16 protein-coding genes are annotated in these 17,443 nt (G+C 40.6%); 3 read left to right on the plus strand and 13 right to left on the minus strand.

From position 1 onward, the window contains the following. Positions 1 to 273 precede the first annotated feature (273 nt). From D3H55_RS02805 to D3H55_RS02815, 3 genes are all read left to right on the plus strand, one after another. Positions 274 to 1,197 carry an ABC transporter permease subunit gene (locus D3H55_RS02805; protein WP_119545379.1) on the plus strand — a complete coding sequence of 308 codons (924 nt, stop codon included), beginning with the start codon at positions 274 to 276 and terminating at the stop codon, positions 1,195 to 1,197. Beyond that, positions 1,178 to 2,095, plus strand: a complete 918-nt coding sequence (locus D3H55_RS02810; RefSeq protein WP_119545380.1) for an ABC transporter permease subunit — start codon at positions 1,178 to 1,180, stop codon at positions 2,093 to 2,095. The genes D3H55_RS02805 and D3H55_RS02810 overlap by 20 nt, the downstream gene beginning before the upstream one ends. A 301-nt stretch (positions 2,096 to 2,396) precedes the next feature. Then, positions 2,397 to 2,843, plus strand: coding sequence for a hypothetical protein (locus tag D3H55_RS02815; protein WP_119545381.1), 447 nt, complete (start codon positions 2,397 to 2,399; stop codon positions 2,841 to 2,843). Positions 2,844 to 2,922: 79 nt separating this feature from the next. On the opposite strand, the gene D3H55_RS02820 is transcribed toward D3H55_RS02815, so the two are convergent. The 13 genes from D3H55_RS02820 to D3H55_RS02880 all read right to left on the minus strand — a co-directional run bounded on the left by D3H55_RS02820 (position 2,923) and on the right by D3H55_RS02880 (position 17,365). Beyond that, positions 2,923 to 3,873 carry an MBL fold metallo-hydrolase gene (locus tag D3H55_RS02820; protein WP_119545382.1) on the minus strand — a complete coding sequence of 317 codons (951 nt, stop codon included), beginning with the start codon at positions 3,871 to 3,873 and terminating at the stop codon, positions 2,923 to 2,925. A gap of 335 nt (positions 3,874 to 4,208) precedes the next feature. Then, a complete protein-coding gene (locus D3H55_RS02825; RefSeq protein WP_119545447.1) occupies positions 4,209 to 4,583 on the minus strand; it encodes a VOC family protein in 375 nt (124 codons plus the stop codon). A gap of 487 nt (positions 4,584 to 5,070) precedes the next feature. Then, complete coding sequence (locus tag D3H55_RS02830) at positions 5,071 to 6,237, minus strand: endonuclease (RefSeq protein WP_119545383.1); 1,167 nt, start codon at positions 6,235 to 6,237, stop codon at positions 5,071 to 5,073. 459 nt (positions 6,238 to 6,696) lie between these two features. Next, positions 6,697 to 7,089 (minus strand): DUF1259 domain-containing protein, encoded by a 393-nt coding sequence (locus tag D3H55_RS02835; protein ID WP_119545384.1) that lies wholly within the window; start codon positions 7,087 to 7,089, stop codon positions 6,697 to 6,699. Between the two features lie 224 nt (positions 7,090 to 7,313). Beyond that, positions 7,314 to 7,682 carry an IDEAL domain-containing protein gene (locus D3H55_RS02840; protein WP_119545385.1) on the minus strand — a complete coding sequence of 123 codons (369 nt, stop codon included), beginning with the start codon at positions 7,680 to 7,682 and terminating at the stop codon, positions 7,314 to 7,316. A gap of 207 nt (positions 7,683 to 7,889) precedes the next feature. Next, a complete protein-coding gene (gene dnaN, locus D3H55_RS02845; protein ID WP_119545386.1) occupies positions 7,890 to 9,014 on the minus strand; it encodes a DNA polymerase III subunit beta in 1,125 nt (374 codons plus the stop codon). Positions 9,015 to 9,178: 164 nt separating this feature from the next. Further along, a complete protein-coding gene (locus D3H55_RS02850; protein ID WP_119545387.1) occupies positions 9,179 to 10,687 on the minus strand; it encodes a flotillin family protein in 1,509 nt (502 codons plus the stop codon). Between the two features lie 326 nt (positions 10,688 to 11,013). Then, positions 11,014 to 11,982, minus strand: coding sequence for a cation diffusion facilitator family transporter (locus tag D3H55_RS02855; RefSeq protein WP_119545388.1), 969 nt, complete (start codon positions 11,980 to 11,982; stop codon positions 11,014 to 11,016). Between the two features lie 167 nt (positions 11,983 to 12,149). Continuing rightward, positions 12,150 to 12,350, minus strand: a complete 201-nt coding sequence (locus tag D3H55_RS02860) for a cold-shock protein (RefSeq protein ID WP_119545389.1) — start codon at positions 12,348 to 12,350, stop codon at positions 12,150 to 12,152. Between the two features lie 182 nt (positions 12,351 to 12,532). Then, entirely contained in the window at positions 12,533 to 13,165 is a 633-nt protein-coding gene (locus D3H55_RS02865; protein WP_119545390.1) for a LysE family transporter, read from the minus strand. Positions 13,166 to 13,309: 144 nt separating this feature from the next. Next, entirely contained in the window at positions 13,310 to 15,154 is a 1,845-nt protein-coding gene (locus D3H55_RS02870; RefSeq protein ID WP_240628462.1) for an LTA synthase family protein, read from the minus strand. A gap of 2 nt (positions 15,155 to 15,156) precedes the next feature. Further along, entirely contained in the window at positions 15,157 to 16,770 is a 1,614-nt protein-coding gene (locus tag D3H55_RS02875) for an aminotransferase class V-fold PLP-dependent enzyme (protein ID WP_119545392.1), read from the minus strand. Positions 16,771 to 16,774: 4 nt separating this feature from the next. Continuing rightward, the gene (locus tag D3H55_RS02880) at positions 16,775 to 17,365 is read right to left on the minus strand and encodes a glycerol-3-phosphate acyltransferase (RefSeq protein WP_168412937.1); all 591 of its coding nucleotides are present in this window, start codon (positions 17,363 to 17,365) and stop codon (positions 16,775 to 16,777) included. Between the last annotated feature and the right edge of the window lie 78 nt (positions 17,366 to 17,443).

Here is a 17,443-nt window from a genome sequence, read left to right on the forward strand (position 1 = left end):
CGTAAAAACCCCGGTGAGCAGGAAAGAAAAGAGCTGCTTGTTCTCTTTTGAAAGTAAAACCTTTGAATACAGGAGAAAAACCCGGCACTTGGGATTTTTCCGAAAGCTACTATATATACGAAAACTACTTTTTTGTTTTGTACTCGGAAACAGCTCATCTTCAACTCAATCTCCTAGAAAATTTTTGGTAAATTCCAAAAAATCATTGAGAGGCTTTCCCTTCTTTAGTAACATAGAAAAGGATTAGTTTTCCATTTTAGGAGGAGGGATTGAATGGCAAGGAAATTTATTCATTTCATGGCCAGTTTAGCAGCCTTGACGGCGAGTGTCGTTTCTATATGCCATTTGCCGGCACTTATTTTTAGAGATACACCTGTTCCAGAGGACAAGCCTTTCATGCAAATGGAGAAGGAATTTGGTTTCTTCCCTGCAGAATTCTTTGTGCAAATCAAATCGACTTTGATTAAGCTCCTTCATTGGAATGATATTAGCTATATCGCACAAGGGACAGATGTAAAGCGAAAGATATTCCCCTACATCCTTGAATCATACACCTACTCCTTAACTCTTTTATTTGTTTCCCTTTTGATTTCCCTGTTATTCGCTGTTACCCTTACAATCGTAACCTTATATCTTCCGTCTTTCATACAGAAAGCAATTGGACAAATTTCACTTATATTAGAATCATTGCCAGACGTATTTGTTGTTTTTTCCCTTCAGCTCGGGGCTGTCTGGGTTTTTAAGCATACGGACCTTCTTGTAACAGAACCGTATGCGGTTTCGGGCCAGAAGATTTACTTCCTTCCAATCCTGACACTATCGCTCATACCGATGATTTATTTATACAAAAACACATTGTTTATGTATCAAAATGAATTAGGGAAACCATATGTTGAATTAGGTGCTGCCAAAGGGTTGGGAAAGTTTTATATACTGATTAAACATGTATTTCCAAATGTCCTTTTATCCTTTTTCTATAACTTAAAATTCATGTACCTTTTACTGATTTCCCATATGATCATTCTGGAATATATGTATAACATTTATGGCCTTCTTCAGTTCATCACTAATCATCCCAGCTATGAAATCATTACAGTCGGTGTCATATTATTGACTCTTCCTTTAGCGCTTTTGTTCCTGGTTATCAAATTGCTTCTTCCGAAAGGTGTGACCTATTATGATCAAACTGCTGTTTAAAAATCTCAATTTCTCAACCGGACTTTTCATACTTGTCATGATCCTGTCCATCAGTGTAATCAATACACAGTTTTTCATGGAGGATTCGCAAAACATTACAAAAGAGGAGTATTTTTCAAACAAACCTGAATCCCCCTCATTTGAGCACCCTTTTGGCACATCTAAAGGCGGATTGGATCTTTTTGATAATGTTCTAAGCCAGACTATACCCACTATTAAGCTGGCCCTCTTCATCACTTTCGGAAGAATGCTGATATCTCTGGTTTTTGGTTTTTTATATGGGCTCCAGTACAGATGGCTGAAGTGGATGGACCTTTTTATTGAAGGTTTTCACTTTGTTCCCGCTACTTTGCTTGCCTTTCTATTGCTGTATGGTTTGAACTTTATGAATTTTGATTTCTTCATGGAACATCCCAACTTCAGGTGGAACTTCATTGCCTGGACTCTCATTGCCATTGGGATTCCTTCACTGATGCAATTGATAGGAAAAGAAACTAATCTTGCCCTTCATAATGAATATATCGACAGCGCCAGGGTTTTAGGAGGAAATAAGCGCCATATCCTTCAAAAACATATCTTACCCGCCGTAAGAGGGAAATTCTTATTCATTTTCAGCGGACAAATGATTGCCGTTCTCACCTTGATGATGCATGTCTCGATAATTGGATTTTTCATTCCAGGCTGGACACATTTCATTGGCAGTAATTACTTTGAGTTGATGGTGTCCCCCTGGATCATATTCTTTCCTGTACTGCTGTTTGCTTTGCTTATTATGTCTTTGACATTAATGACAACCGGAATACGTAACATCCTGGAAGGCGATTACCTTAGCAGAAAGGGAAGTATCTTAAGCACTCCTTATCATCCGGTTGCCCACAGAAAAAAGATTAGTTTGTAGAGTCCTTCCTCTCTGTATTCGTCATGAACAGGAAATATTTGATATAGACTTTTCTTTACTTTAATTATATTATGTTAACATCAAACGGTGAAATTCCTCCTAAATGTTTACCAGTTGAATATTAGGTGAATGGTACAATAGATACCTTTTTCCATTCCGATATTTCCGGGATGATTGTATCCGTCCAGACCAACAGCTTTTAACATACTACAGGAGCCTCGGATATTTCACTTAAAAAGGTGTGACTGATTTGCGGGTAGTAAAAGTATATTTTCCTGAAACCAGAGGGGTTTTAAGGATAATGGCAGCTGTTTATTTTCTTCTTTTGGCCGGCGGAAGCATTCTGAGCTATACTCTTGGCGAAACATTGGAGCAGTGGACTGCTTTCTTGTTTCAAAGCCTCCTTTTTATCGTTGTTTGTCTATTGATATATTCAGCCATAAGAAGCCAGCGGATCATCATTACCGAGAAACAATTTATTTTAAAAGTCATCGGAATGACCCGACATAGAATAGATTTCGAATATGTCCATCAAATCAGAAAAGGGAAAATGAGCGGATCTCCTATTATGGAAGTAATCGCCAAAAAAGGACCCTTTTCAAAAGTTTGCCCGGTTCCTTTCCTTCCATTTTCAAAATCCTGGGATGAATTGCTGCTGACTTTCGAGGAAAAATGCGGCAGTGAAGTGATCGGCAATATGGAATTAACAAGGCGGAAAGGCGAACTTAGAACGTGGAGGGAATCTTGATACCCTTCTTGCTTTCATCATTACACATAAGCAAACGGCCAGAGGCAGAACCGCTGGCCGTTTTTTGTGGATTTTCATTTCAATTGTCATCAGCATAAAAAGTATACGCTGTTGTAAGATTGCCCTTAATTCCTTTCGTCCCTTCCCATTTCGAAAATTCTTCGGGTGTTTTGAAGCTTGAAATAAACAAATCCAGCGGCACTTTATTTCTCACTGCTTCCTGAGACCGATCGCTTATCATGGACACGTAATCAGCAAAGGTATGAAGCTTATCTTTCCCTCCTATTTCACCGTGCCCGGGAATCAAAGTATCTATATCCAGTTGTTTCACTTTTTCTAAAATGCTTTTAAAGTCTTCGGGATTATAAAGAGGTAAATGCAGCCCTTCTGCAACTAGATCACTCATAAAGACAATGTTGTCCAAAGGCAAATACATAAATGTGTCGCTCGGTGTATGTCCCCCTCCGTTACAGTGGAGCTCTGCTCTTCTTTTTGTACCTTCCAGAATCAATATGTCTTCAAAATGCACTTCAGGCAGAACAACCTTCAAATGAGGCAAATCTTCAAGTACTTTAGACATCTCATTATACTGATTTTCCAAGCTGGACTTTATTGAACTTTCATCAAGAGTTTGAATTTTAACCTTTAACGCATCTAAATAATCTTCCATTTCTTGTTTTTCTTTTGAGACATCATCTATAATGTTCTTTTTTTGTATTAAATATCTTGTGACTGAAGTAGATATGAGCGTAGAATCATAAAAAGCTTGATTTCCAAAAACATGGTCACCGTGATAATGGCTGTTTACCAGGTACTTTACTTTTTTTCCGGTGATCTTTTCAGCGCATGTCTTTAAATCGCGGCCAGCAGAAGGAGTGCTCATTGAATCGAAGACCACCAATTCTTCCCCGAGGTCTACAATCCCAGCGTTGCTCCAAGCACCTTGACCGGGTTTCGATATTGCAGCGTAAACACCTTCAGCTAAAGAATATAAAATGAAATAGTCGGTTTCCTCTACTAATTTTTGCAAGCTTCAATCCTTTCCTCTCCAAGGCAATTTGATTTCTTTGTTACCTTTCATCTTTGATGATTGGCAGAAGCCTATACGACACTTCGCAAACCAGCCTTGACCAACATGTATAAAAAGTGAATCGCTATCGGCATTACCATAGGCTGCACTTCTTTTGTTGTCAGAAAGAACACTATTTACTCAGCCAGCTTCCGTCAGGGTGCCCAAAAGTGGCCAGCAGTTAATCTCTGTTATCGGGGTATACATTTCACTTCAGCTAATCAATTTTACGATGCCTTCAATGGGTTCCTCCCTTTTTAATATTCGCAAGGGAAAACTCTTTTACCTCCTGGAGCCTACCAATGCACCTGAAGTTTATTGCCGTCCAGATCATAAAAACAGAAATAAGAATGGCCATTATCTTCCTTGACCGCCTCCACTTTTACACCATTATCCACTAAATGCCTGTGAAATGCGGTTAATTCAGGGCTTGTAAAGCCTATGCTGAATGCCGGCTCATTATCGATAGTAAAATGGGCAAAAGTATCATCTGGAGTCGGCACCAAAGCAAGTAAAAATGGCCCTTCGTTTATCTTTAAGATCGCAAAGGGATCTTCTGTGATTGTTAACAGCTGAAGTCCTAAAACATCTCTATACCATTCAGCGGACTGATTTACATCTCTTACCGGAATTCTGATATAGTGTACATTCTCAATGAAAGATTTGGTCATTGTTAAACTCTCCTTTAATGTGAAATTTTTTTGGATTTCCGAATCGATAACCTGCAGCACTTCTCTTACTGGTTTAGTCAGGATATTCATCTTCCTCCACCACACCTGAGCAGGAGTTATGGTAAAGAGAGCTGCCCTGTAAATCATAAAAGCTGAATTTTTCCCTTGTATTCAAAAGTCTTACTCTCGAAAAAGAACGGGCAGCTCTTTTCTTTCCTGCTAACCGGGGTTTACAACGATATACCAGGATATCAAATGAAGCTTACATTAATAGCAGCAAAGGGTACGAAAACTTCTATGATTTTCTTCTCTTTCTATTTTTTGGTATATATATATCATAAACCTTATAACACACAATTGGTCAAGCAGATTTCAGAAATTTTTGTTTCTTTCATCCGCTGTCCTAACTTCTTTTCATCCTCAAGTAAAAAAAAGGAATGCTGAAATCAGTATGATTCGGCACTCCTTAATATAACTTTTTATTTAGTCACCAGATCATTTGGGCCCATTCCGGATGATCGATGAATGGATTGCGGTTTCCTTGATATTTTTCAAATATGATCTCGTTTCTTCTTCTTTCATTCTCATCAACTGGATCCTTCAAATGCCAGTCGATTAGTACCGAACTTTTTCCATGGAGAGGATTTGAACCATTTTCAACCCGGTCATTCAACTCCAAGTCGAGTTCTCCGCTGTCCCCTTCATACCTTACCGCCATATAAAATAACATGCGGGCTACGTCACCTTTGACCTCATCCCTGGGTTCCCATGAATCATTATCATAGAAGTTGCCTTTCGCTTCCTTATGAGGGGAACCTCCATTATCAAAGTCAAGGTTGCTCCTGGAAGAATTCACTGTCGTATCGGTCGGCCGCAAATGATGCAAATCTGTGCCCGCCCCTTTCGATGTCCCAAATCCTCCATGAGACTTCGCCCATACATGTTCGCGGTTCCAATCATCAGCACCGCCTCCGTTAAGGAGCTTTGATTGTGATCTGCCAGTATATAACAAAATGACATTGTCAGGATTATCCGGGTCTTTATCGGTTTCCCTTAATGCAGTCCATACTTCTGCATATGTAAGCATTCTATGGTCATCAATAATTTCATGCAAAGCTTTCTTCAGTTCCACCCCGGTCTTGCCACTAGCTTCCTCATAATAAGGGTCCTTTATCTCAGGAGGAGCTGGAGGATCTTCGACTTCCTCATCCGGTTCCTCTGATTCCTGTATCAACTCTAGGGAATCGACCGATTTTATTCCTGCATGTGCAAAATAGCTTTCCCGTTTTCCGGTTACAATTACTCCCTTTTCCATTAAATCAGGATTGCTCTTAAGCCCGTATTGTTCACGGAATTCTGCAGGTATTTGTATGAAGATCATTTTTTCTTTGTTATTTTCGTCAGCTGAATCTGCAAGTGCCAGGGCATAATCATTTGAAAAATTCCCGATGGCTACGTTACTGGTGGATACAGGCTGCCCGGTCACATACCCTTGGACAACGACTTCTTTTCCCTCATCTTTTGATAAAGCTTCTTCGACTCCTAAAGGTGAACCATTTGTACTTGTGCCGGAAAAATCACTTGATGAGCCGCATCCTGTCAATAACAGCAGCAAAATAATGATGGAATAAGCTGTTTTTTTATAAAAATTCATACCTTTCTTCCTTTCTATGTACTTGCAGTTAGTATATCAAACCCTTTTTTGTAATCGTTAGCCATTTAAGAGAAAAATACTTCAACGAAGGTTTCCTGTTAAGAATAAAAAGTGCTGCTTCTCTCCCAAAAAGATGGTGCCATGGTGTATAAAGGAGTATCCATGCTTTCATAGGAAGACAGATGATGTATTAAGATTAATAATAGCTTACTATAATGGGCATTGAAAAATAATCAGCCAAAACTCCCGGTATTTTTTGTCTACTTGTAGAAGCTCCCTTCTAACTCGTTGCTCTCTAAAGACATTACCCTTCCACAACTCCATGGGATAACTCCTGATTTTTATGTAGGCACATATGCGGAAAAATCCCTTCCATCTCCAGGAACCTTTCAACAACCATCGAGGCTTACAGAAACATAATAAAGAGCAGCCCTTAGAGGAGCTGCTCTTCTTCCATGATTAATGCTTGAGGACTTTAAAAGCTTCTGCAAGTCTCTTGGCAAATGCCTCGGGTTTTTCCACTGTCTGAACATGTAAGTATTTGATTGCGGGTTCTGCAAACAGCCAATGATTATGCAGAGCGGTAATCGGAATATCATTTTTCCCCAAAGCGATCGTAAGGTCTGGAACTTCTTCCGGAAGAAGGACTATTTCCGCATGATTCAAAGCTGTGCCATCCTCTTGAAATCCTTCAAAATGGATTTCCATGGCTGTTTCGCTTTTGAATGGCCTTCCCTGTACCATTACGGCTATATCTCTGGGAATTTCCAAAGCAACCATTTCTTCCTGTGCTTCTCCTTCCGCTCCCAGCAGCTCTTTCAGTTTGTCCGCAACAACCTCTAAATCTTTCACTCTATCCCTCCATTTAATCCTTTTTTTGATATGGCTGTTTTCGCATCTATTGTTGCTTTCGGAAAAATCCAAAGTGCCGGATTTTCCCCCTGTATTCAGAGGTTTTTCTCTCGAAAAAGAACAAACAGCTCTTAATAATATTTGAAATTTATATTGAAAAGCAACAAAGTTTACGAAAAGAGCCTATGATATTGAAGAAAATAGCGGCCTCTTTACCGATAAAGTTAACGCTTCATTGTGAAATCTGCAAATTCAGGGGTGTTTTTATGAGCATAATTCTGTTTGTATTGCTGCAGGGCTTTCGTCAATTCATAGAACCATTCTTTATCTTTTGTTTCCAGGGCAACATCGATTAAGTATTGAATCTGCGGCTCTGTAAGAGTATGACTTGCAGGAACTTTTTCTATCAGACTGTCATCCATATTTAAAGAAAAACCAATTAAGTCTTTATCATCACTATCAACGACCCTTATCTTGAATAAAGGATCAATCGGATCAATATTCTCCATGTATCCTTGAATCAACGCACCATTTTTTGCAAAACCACGTACCCAATCGCCAACACTCACTTTTTCCTGTTTACTATTATTCATTTCGTTACACCGCCTTTTATTTTTGAAAGTGATTCCTCAGTTTATTTATTATCTTAATTGCTAATTATCCTTAAATCTAAGGAATCAAACATATGATTTTAAAAAACACTGTTCAAAAATTGGAGGTACGAAAAAAAACTGATGAACAAAAAGGTTCACTTTATGCATGAAAGTTTCAATAAAGATTGTTAAGTGCTTTATTGAGCATTAAGATGCTCTGACAGGTGATATCAAATGTATGGTGGATTTTTTGTTGTAGGGGAGTATCAGGATCGGTCTCAGGCTGCCCCCGAAACGCAGTGAAACCAATTCGTCTTTCATTGACTTCAGAGCTTCAGCAAAAAACCTTCCGTCGAATGAGATCTGCAGTTGTGTGTCTCCCTTTAATTCCAGCGGAACCAATTTCTCAGTAATTTGTCCAACCTCTGATGTGCTTGAGGACAACTGAATTTTCCCTTCCTCAGTGAAAGAAAACAAAACATTGTTATGTTTCCATTGAGAAGCGAGCAAATTGGCCCTCTCTATCCCCTGCAGAAGTTTACTGCGGTTGACCACTACTTCTGTCACCATTTCTTCAGGTATTATTTTTTCTATATCAGGATAGTTTCCTGATATCAGCTTTGTGAAAAACATCAGGTCCTCCGACTGAAAGACGACAAGATTATCACTTGGATTAATCTGAATGAATTGATGTTTATCAATGACCTGAATCAACTCTGTCATTGCTTTGATTGGAAAAATATATGATCCAGACACAAGAGTTGTCAGTGACGTCTTTCTCATTGCCATCCTCTGGGAGTTTGTTGCCGTCATTGTCAGCTGATTTTCCGAAAACACCCAGTTAAGTCCGGTCAATACTGGACGGGAATCAGATTTCGAGGCTGCAAATTGAGTTTCCTTTATCATATCAATGAGCAGGCTTCCTTTGACCTTCCCTCCACCATTGTCCGGCATTTCAGGAATTGCCGGGTATTCCTCTTGATTCATCCCGCTTAAGGTCATCTCAATTTCCCCATTTATCACCTTTATTTTTTGATTCAGCTTCTTAATAGTGATCATTGTTTTATTTGGCATTTTCTTAATTAGTTCATGGAAATATTTCATTGGGACAACTAATCTTCCTGCCTCTGTAATTTCACCTGACTCCGTGGCATGTAAATCTATCTTTTTCACGATACTGATATTTAAATCGCCGCCTGTCAATATCAAGTGGTTTCTGTCAGCTTCCAGCAGAATCCCCGATAGTATAGGGACCGCCGGATTGCCAGGGATCACCCTGCCCATTATATTCAGTAAATTCTTCAGCATCTCGCTGTCAATTGTAAATTCCATAGCTCTCTCCCTCTGCCCACTGTCTATTGCTTCATTCTAACATACTTAATATTTCGAAATAATAGAAAAATGGCTCAATAATAAATTTCATATCCATCGTAGTCGTCTTTCTGATTTTCTCACTAAAATGCGCACCCCGCTATCAGGGTGCGCTTCTGTTTTGATTATTCTTTTTCTTTCTGCTCTTCACTGGACTGATCGGGCATTTCCCCTATTGGAGCTTCCTGTTCTGCCAGGGCAGTATGGGATTGTCCTGATGGGCTGCCTTCATACGTTCTATTTCCTCTTGAAGCATAGGATTTGAGCAGTTCCCCTACATCTATGCCTGTCATTTCTTTTAAAGGCTCCTGCATGTCGACCATGGTTTTGGTAATGCTCTTACCAAAAGACGGTATGCCGCTTCCATTGCCAGAATCAATGATTTTTACAGACTCGATATTATTCAATGGCTGAGCAATCTTCTCTGCGAATATTGGCAGCATTTCAATTAATTTCTCAGTGATGATGACGTCGCCGTGTTTTTCCATTGCTTCTGCAAGCAGCTTACGAGCTTCAGCTTCCGCCTTACCTCGCTCACGGATGACGTCAGCTTCGGCGGAACCTTCTTCACGGCGGATTTTCGCTTTAGCTTCTCCGTCAATTTCGGAACGGCGCGCCTCAGCTTCCGCTTTCCTCGTTGTTTCATAATATTCAGCGTCTGCCTTTGTCTTACGCACCTTGCTTTCTTCTTCTTCAAGCTTGACCGCTCGTTCACGTTCAAGGAATTTCAGGGTCAATTCTTCTTCTTTAACTTCCTTGGCCAATTTGGCTTTTTCAAGTTCGTACGATTGTTCAGACTTTGCGCGTGCTCTCTCTGTTTCTTCCTTGAAAGCTGCGTCTTTAATGTCTTTTTCTTTCTTGCTTTCCGCTATGGAAATCTGGCGCTTGTATTCTTCTTCTTTTGCCTGCTGATCAGTCTGCGCTCTATGGATTCTCGTTTCACGTTCATTCTCTGCTTCTGCGATTTCAGCAAGTTTCCGGACTTCTGCAATTCGGGGACGCCCCAGGTTTTCTAAGTATCCATTTTCTTCATCTGAATCACGCAGGTCTGTCAATCCCAGTGAAGTGATTTTAAAGCCCATCAAGTCCAGCTGCTTCTGGGCAATCTCAGCCACATCAGCATTGAACTTCTCTCGGTCGCTGTTTATATCTTCGACTGTCATTTTCGACAGGATGGCCCTAAGATTGCTCCCTAATACTTCTATGATTTCTGATTCAATTTCATCTTGGTCCTTGCCAAGAAACTGTTCGGCATAATTGGCAATACCATTGAGGCTGTCTGCAACCTTTACCATCGCCACTGCGTCGGCCACAATCGGCACCCCGCCATTTGTATACACACGAGGTGTGGAAAGCTTCAATTGAAATGACGTCAGATTTACAGGCGTAGACGTTTGGAACCTTCTTAATCTGTACCCCCCGCCTCGGATGATTTTCATGGATCTTCCTTCATCATCAGTAAAGATGTTGGTTTCTTTTTCAGGATCTCCAAGCCTCGGACCGGTTATGATCAAAGCCTGATTAGACTTCGCCGTCCGATAGCGGAATCTGACCCAAAAGAAATAAGCAATCCCTGCTATGGCTGCCACTATCAATACAGGTATCAACACCATAAGTACACCAAATAACTCCATATGTTTTTTCCCCCTCTTGAATTCTTCCCTCTATTTCTAAACTTGTATAATTTAGAGGGTATAGTATGTATACGAGTCAAAAATCCCTAAAGTTTCATATTTTTACAAAATATAAAAATATTCTTCCGGATTCCCCCTTTTAATATGACTGAAGAACCAAAAACTGCATCTCACATAAAAAACGGGATTGGATGCCGGATTAATCAAGGGTATGGAAAGATTGCATTGCTTTCAAATAAATAAATAAAACCCGGCTTAAACCAAATGGTGTAATCCGGGTTTGTCTACAAACTGAATCCACCTTGACAAGGCGGTTCAATTCGTTATTATTCTTTTAATTCATTGTTTTTCCATCGCGGAAGTTTATCATCCTCATCGAACTCGACGATGACATCTGTCACACCATTTTCCCTAAGGATCCTGTCCTCCAGGCGGTCTTTGATATCGTCAGCTTCTGCAACAGTAAGGGCGGGATCTACTTCGACCACCAATTCAACGTGATATTCATCCCCTTCTTTAAGCACAGCGATTTCCTGTACATCTCTGACTCCGGGGTCCTGATACGCAATATCCCCTATAACGCTTCTCATTTCCAGGTCCGCCTCTCCCAGGATTCCTGCTGCATTATCAAGGAAGGTTTTTCCCACGACTATAAACATCAAAATCCCGATAATGATTGAAGCAATCCCTTCTGCTTGATGATATGGGGTATAATGAGAAATCACAATTGCAATAAGAGCCAGCAGACCTCCTGCTGTTGCCACGGTATCTTCCAAAAACACAAGCTTGGTGGCGGCTTTGGCTTTGTTGACATTGGCTACACTTTTCGGGATAATGGCAAACCCTTTTGCTTCAATGCCTACCTCGTGCAGTGTTTCTTTCATTGCCTTGAACAGGACAAAGCCCTCCAGAAGGATGGCCAGCGAAAGCACAGCGACACTTATGATGAAACCTTCCGATTCAGTTGGATGAAATATATGCTGATAGCCCTCTATGATTGTTTCATAAGCCATGATCCCAACGACAAGTACAGCTGCCAGTAACACCAGATTTACCAGTCTGCCAAACCCGTTTGGAAAACGAGGAGTAGGCGACTTCTTACTCAGCGCAGAACCAATATAGACAAAAAGCTGATTAGCCGCATCACCGACACTGTGCAGGGTCTCGGCAAACATGGCAACATTCCCTGTAAAAGTATAGGCAACCCCTTTAACAACCGCAATGACAGCATTAATTACAGCTGCCAGAAGAGCAGACCTGTTCCCCTGCTTCAAAAGCTTCAATAATTCTCCCATATTAACCCTTCCCTTTCCACTGAACATTCATTTATTATGTAGTTTGATAAAAGCTGCTTAAATTTATCAATAAAACTTTTATACCCGATTTGTATTGATTTATTCTGGGGAGAATATAAAAAACCCGGCAGGTAACCCCTGCCGGATTGAAGTGTTATGACTGATGCTTAAGCTTTAACAACGTTTGCAGCTTGAGGTCCGCGTTGGCCTTGCTCGATATCAAACGTTACTGCTTGACCTTCGTCAAGAGATTTGAAGCCTTCACCTTGAATAGCTGAGAAATGAACGAATACATCTTCTCCGCCTTCTACTTCGATGAATCCGAAACCTTTTTCTGCGTTAAACCATTTTACTGTACCTTTTTCCATTTTAATTGCCTCCTAGTGCATATAACACATGTTAATACTATCCTTGCTCTCAGCCTTATTCAGAGTGAATGAATCCATTCCTTCCTTACATGCCGAACAAAAATAATTCTTCTTTATCATAACAGGTTAGCGGAAGATATGAAAGCAAAACAGTGATTCTTCTTAAAAAAATTCCTGAAAAACTATTTTATCAAGGAAATAATCCCTTGGTAAGCAAAATAAGCACCAAAACCAATCAAAGAAATGCCAGATAGCAGCGAGATAATAAAAAGGATATTAGAATGGAAAAACCTTTTCAAGGATGTTGTCAGCAATGCCACAAAAATATCCCACAGTGTCAGGCCAAGGAATATCATGCTGCTGTATATCAAGAGGTCCCCCGTCCCACTTTCAGATGCTGTTTTGGCAAGAATGGATCCATAGATACCAAGCCAGAAGAGAATGGATAGCGGACTTGAAATCGACATTATAAAACCTGTAAAAAAACATTTTACCAAGGAATCTTTTTTTCTAAGGTTATCAAAAGACACTGTTTTGACACTCGTCATACTTTCGATTCCTGAATAAATTAAAATGAATCCCCCAAAAAGCCAAAGAAAAATCTGTACTGCCGGAATATCAAGGAACTGGACCATGCCCACATAAACCAATATCATAAAAATCGCATCTGCCGCCATGGAACCAGCACCTACAATCCAGGCGTGCCAGAAGCCGTTCTTTATTCCCTTATCCAGCCTGGCGGAATTGACAGGTCCGATAGGTGCCGCCAGGGTAAGCCCCAATAAGATATAACTGAAAAGAATGCTGATACTCAAATTATCTCCACCTTTATCAAAACAGCTTGTACATTCTATGTCTTGAAAAGGTTGAATAGAAGATGAATTCTCATTAGCGCATGTTTAACAGCAAAAAAAGACCTTTTGCAATTCAGCAAAAGGTGAAATGGATATGGCGCGGTATTATTCCAAAAATCTTAAGAGGTCACCATAAATAATATCATCTGAAAGCTTCAACTCTTTCCTGGCTGTTTCCTGATAGGTAACACAGCTGGATGTTGAAATTTCTCCAGTCTCCATGCTGTAACAAACCCCATCATTGAATGTGAACTCTTTTGTAACGAAGCTCCCATCCCTGAAAATGACAGGGTGATCTTCATTCCTTGTAAAGAGGTCCCGGCCAAATGATACCTTGTTATCTGTCTGTATGCCCATTAAATGCAGAATGGTTGGACGGATATCGATTTCCCCGCCATTTTTGTTGATTTCTTTCCCTTTAACTCCGGGAATATGAATAATGAGCGGAACCTGCTGCAGGCCAACATGATTTACAGGGGTCGCTTCTTTGCCCGTCAGCTCAAATACTCCCTCTTCAAATTTTTCAGAAATCCCGTAATGGTCTCCGTACAGAACAAATATTGTATTCTCATATAACCCTTTTTCCTTCATGTCATTAAAGAACTGTTTGATCGCTTCATCTTGATAACGGACAGTTGTGACGTAACGATTGACCACATCAATTTTTGTATCAGCTTGCTTAATCAGTTGATCTTCTGACTCGAGCAGGAACGGGAAGTGGTTTGTCAACGTAATGAGCCTTGAAAAGAATGGTTGAGGAAGCTCTTCCATCTTTTCTACCGTTTGTTCAAAGAAATCAACATCCTTGATACCGTAATTCACCGAATTTTCCTCTGTTACTATATAATCCCTTTCTGAAAAAAACTTGTCATAACCCAGCGCATCATACATGTCTTCCCTGTTCCAGAACGTCCTCTCATTTCCATGGAATACGGATGTATAGTAATCCCTCTTTTTTAAAATATTTGGAAGGCTTACATACGTATTATCAGGTTTTTGCACAAATACAGAACCACTGGCTAACGGATACAGCCCTGTATCGATCATAAACTCCGAATCCGAAGTTTTGCCCTGTGCAGTCTGGTCATAAATATTGCTGAAGTAAAAACTATCATCAATCAAATCATTTAAAAAAGGGGTGATTTCCTCATCATCTATCTTCCGGTTAATGACAAAGTCCTGCGTTGATTCCATACTGATCAACACCACATTTCTTCCTTCGGCAACCCCGAATAAGTCTGTCGATTCCGTTTCTTTGTTTTTCAAATACTCTTCGGAGGGCTGAGCGTCTGCCTTTGTTGCCAAGGTACTCCCCAGAGGGGTTACAGCTCCCAGGGCAAAATCATATAAATGATAATTATAGGGGCCAATCGCCTTGACGAGGCCATCCCTATCATAGGAAGCTGAAAATAGGTAAGGGCTGCGGATTAGACCGAATCCAACCGTCACCAAAACCAGAATCAGCCCTGTCGATGCATACCAGACTTTCTGTCTCGATTGAATAACAGCTGCCTTGTCGGTTTTCTTCCTCAAAAGCCAGGGGATGATAAGCAAGTCGATAAAGAGTAATAAATCCCATGGACTCATCAATTCAAGGGTACTCGGGCCAAGTCCGCCTACATTATCAAACTGAAAAAGGATCGGAAGAGTGACGAAATCCGTATAAAAACGGTAATATAATAAGTCACCATAGAGCAAAGCATTCGCCACAATCCATGAAATCCAAAACAGTACCGGTTTAAAGGTTTTTGTAAAGTAAAAACAGAATCCAAACAACAGGATTAAGGATCCTGCGGGGCTGATCAGCATTGCGGGGATATCAACTGCCGATACAATCCTCAAATCGAACCCCAGAAACAAAACAAAAGCCGTTTTTATCCATAAAGCTACAACTGTAATGATGACAATATTAAGTGCGGATAATTTTTGTACATGTTCACTTTGTTTCATCCTCATTGTACTGCTTCTACTTTTACTCGCAGATTCGTGTATTCTTCAATAATCATATCCATCGCCTTCATCACTTCTTTTAACTCGTATTCACCCATCAGCGCCAATTGCACCCAATTTCTTTCCAGCAGATACTTACTCTCATAGCTTATCAGGATTTCCCTTTTCTTAAGATTGTCACCAAGCTCCCTTGATGAAATGTATTCATCGAGAGGTAAAGTAATGATTCCCGATGAATAATCATCATTCCCCAAGAAATCAATTCCTTCCCTTGTAAGGACCTTTTTCACTTCCTTATTCAATGTGATGTTTTTTGTTGGGTCGATCTTCCTTAATGCAGCAAGAAGGGCACTTACAAGATTAGAAGAATGCGTGTAAGGAACACTCTTGCTCTGTTCGTACATGCCAAGGTCTAAATATCTCGGAAGACTCATGTCAGGTTCCACACTTTCACGGTGGAATACTATTGCAAGTCCCGGATAAGAACCAAGTGCTTTTCCACTTACGGTTGTCGCTAAATAAACTTCCTGCAAGTCAAGACTTTCAAGCCCTGCAGAACTGCAAGCATCCACGCATAGATTCACCTTATGTTTCTTACAAACCATACCCAAGCTCTTCAAGTTAAATAAATATCCAGTCGATGTCTCACAATGGACCGTCCATACCCAAGTGATTTCCTCATGAATTGTCAGATATTCATCAACTTCCCGTATGGATATCTCCTTATCCCAGTTTTTTGCTATAACATCAAAAGTGAGACCCATTCTATTGGCATGATCGATTAGCCGGTATCCAAACTCCCCGTTGGCCAGAATCAAACCTTTACCTGCAGCTTTCCTAAGTTGTGCCGCTGTCAGATCGTTTGATAAAGTGCCTGTGCCGACAATTATCTGTACATGCCGGGCTCCAGTCATTTCCAAGAGTCTGCTTTTGACCTCATTGATCTGGTTCAGGAATTCACTAGATCTATGGGAAACAGCACTTTGAGAGAATGCTTCCACCACTGACTTATGGAGCGGGACAGGGCCGGGCAGGAAATTAACCGGTTCCCTTTTACGGGACCGCCCCATCATCAATCTGTTGAAAGCTTTTGAGCTGCTTTCAAAGCGTTTTCGTGTCAAGAACATAGGTTGAAACCTGGCATCACTTTCACCAACCAACGGTCCAAAAGGCTCGAATCCGATTCTCTTATAAAGCTTTAACTGCCGGACTGTTCCTGATATCAGGGCCAGGTTATATCCGTTATCCAGGCAATGGGTAACAGCTTTTTCAACCAATTTAAAAAAAATGATACTGCTGCGGAATTCCTTTTTTACAGATAGCAGGCGTATTTCACAAGGAACGCTCCCTTCCGGTAAAAAGGACTCCACATTATGAAGTTTCTGGTCCAGGGAGAAGGGGCGTTTTCCCCTTACGGCGATCATCCCGACAAGAGTACGCCCTCTCTTAGCTATAATATATGTATTTTCATCATGAAAGCGGTCAATGAGCATTTCCTCTTCATTGGCTCCATGTTGAGGGATTTCATCAACAAATGTTTGATAATTCATTTGATGGATCTGATGGAATTCTTCCTGTGTATCTGCGATCTTGTATAGCAATGAATCATTATTCATTCTCTTACCTCCTATGATGCCTGTGATGGACTTGCCGCGGCGGTGTCTTTTGATGTACCAGCAGGACTATTGCCAGCATTATAAGAAGCACAACCCAATATTCTGCCGGCTGGTCTGATAAATATGCTGACAGCGGGATAGTCAGCATGGAAATGAATCCTGCTTTCTTAAAGTCTTTAAGCAGTAAATACGAAACCCCCATGAGAACTGCAAGCACCAGGATGCTCAAAGGATTTAAAAAGAGTGAAGCTGCCAGGAAGACCACTACGCCTTTCCCCCCCCTGAATCCCAGCTGCACGGGGAACAGATGCCCGATGAGCAGAAAAAAAGAGCTCAACGACATAGCTGCAGGGTCATTCTCGCTCATATAGAAGGTAATGGCCAATGCAGCCATCACCTTGAAAGTATCGATGAGTATCGTTAATATGAACCCCTTTTTCCCAAGGAGCCTCCCGGCATTAGTAGCGCCTGCATTCCCGCTTCCATGCCTGCGAATATCATCTTTTAGATAGATTTCAGTCAAATAGTAAGCTCCGTTAAGCCCTCCAAACCCATAAGAAAGAAGGCACACCGCGATCAACATATATACATTCATTTGGTCCACACTCATTTATCGAATTTTAGCAATCAGCTATTTTATAAAACTACCCTATATTAAATAACGAAACATAGT

This window comes from Bacillus salacetis (assembly GCF_003581585.1).
GTDB classification, from domain to species: Bacteria; Bacillota; Bacilli; order Bacillales; family Bacillaceae_B; genus Rossellomorea; species Rossellomorea salacetis.

What these genes read in the sequence shown, in the direction of transcription:
- D3H55_RS02805 (WP_119545379.1), top strand. Translation starts at nt 274, where the DNA reads ATGGCAAGGAAATTTATTCATTTCATGGCCAGTTTAGCAGCCTTGACG.
- D3H55_RS02830 (WP_119545383.1), bottom strand. Translation starts at nt 6,237, where the DNA reads ATGAATTTTTATAAAAAAACAGCTTATTCCATCATTATTTTGCTGCTG.
- D3H55_RS02850 (WP_119545387.1), bottom strand. Translation starts at nt 10,687, where the DNA reads ATGGAGTTATTTGGTGTACTTATGGTGTTGATACCTGTATTGATAGTG.
- D3H55_RS02810 (WP_119545380.1), top strand. Translation starts at nt 1,178, where the DNA reads ATGATCAAACTGCTGTTTAAAAATCTCAATTTCTCAACCGGACTTTTC.
- D3H55_RS02815 (WP_119545381.1), top strand. Translation starts at nt 2,397, where the DNA reads ATGGCAGCTGTTTATTTTCTTCTTTTGGCCGGCGGAAGCATTCTGAGC.
- D3H55_RS02840 (WP_119545385.1), bottom strand. Translation starts at nt 7,682, where the DNA reads ATGAATAATAGTAAACAGGAAAAAGTGAGTGTTGGCGATTGGGTACGT.
- D3H55_RS02825 (WP_119545447.1), bottom strand. Translation starts at nt 4,583, where the DNA reads ATGACCAAATCTTTCATTGAGAATGTACACTATATCAGAATTCCGGTA.
- D3H55_RS02870 (WP_240628462.1), bottom strand. Translation starts at nt 15,154, where the DNA reads ATGAAACAAAGTGAACATGTACAAAAATTATCCGCACTTAATATTGTC.
- D3H55_RS02875 (WP_119545392.1), bottom strand. Translation starts at nt 16,770, where the DNA reads ATGAATAATGATTCATTGCTATACAAGATCGCAGATACACAGGAAGAA.
- dnaN (WP_119545386.1), bottom strand. Translation starts at nt 9,014, where the DNA reads ATGGAATTTACAATTGACAGCGAGATGCTGAAGAATTTACTGAATATA.
- D3H55_RS02860 (WP_119545389.1), bottom strand. Translation starts at nt 12,350, where the DNA reads ATGGAAAAAGGTACAGTAAAATGGTTTAACGCAGAAAAAGGTTTCGGA.
- D3H55_RS02855 (WP_119545388.1), bottom strand. Translation starts at nt 11,982, where the DNA reads ATGGGAGAATTATTGAAGCTTTTGAAGCAGGGGAACAGGTCTGCTCTT.
- D3H55_RS02880 (WP_168412937.1), bottom strand. Translation starts at nt 17,365, where the DNA reads ATGAATGTATATATGTTGATCGCGGTGTGCCTTCTTTCTTATGGGTTT.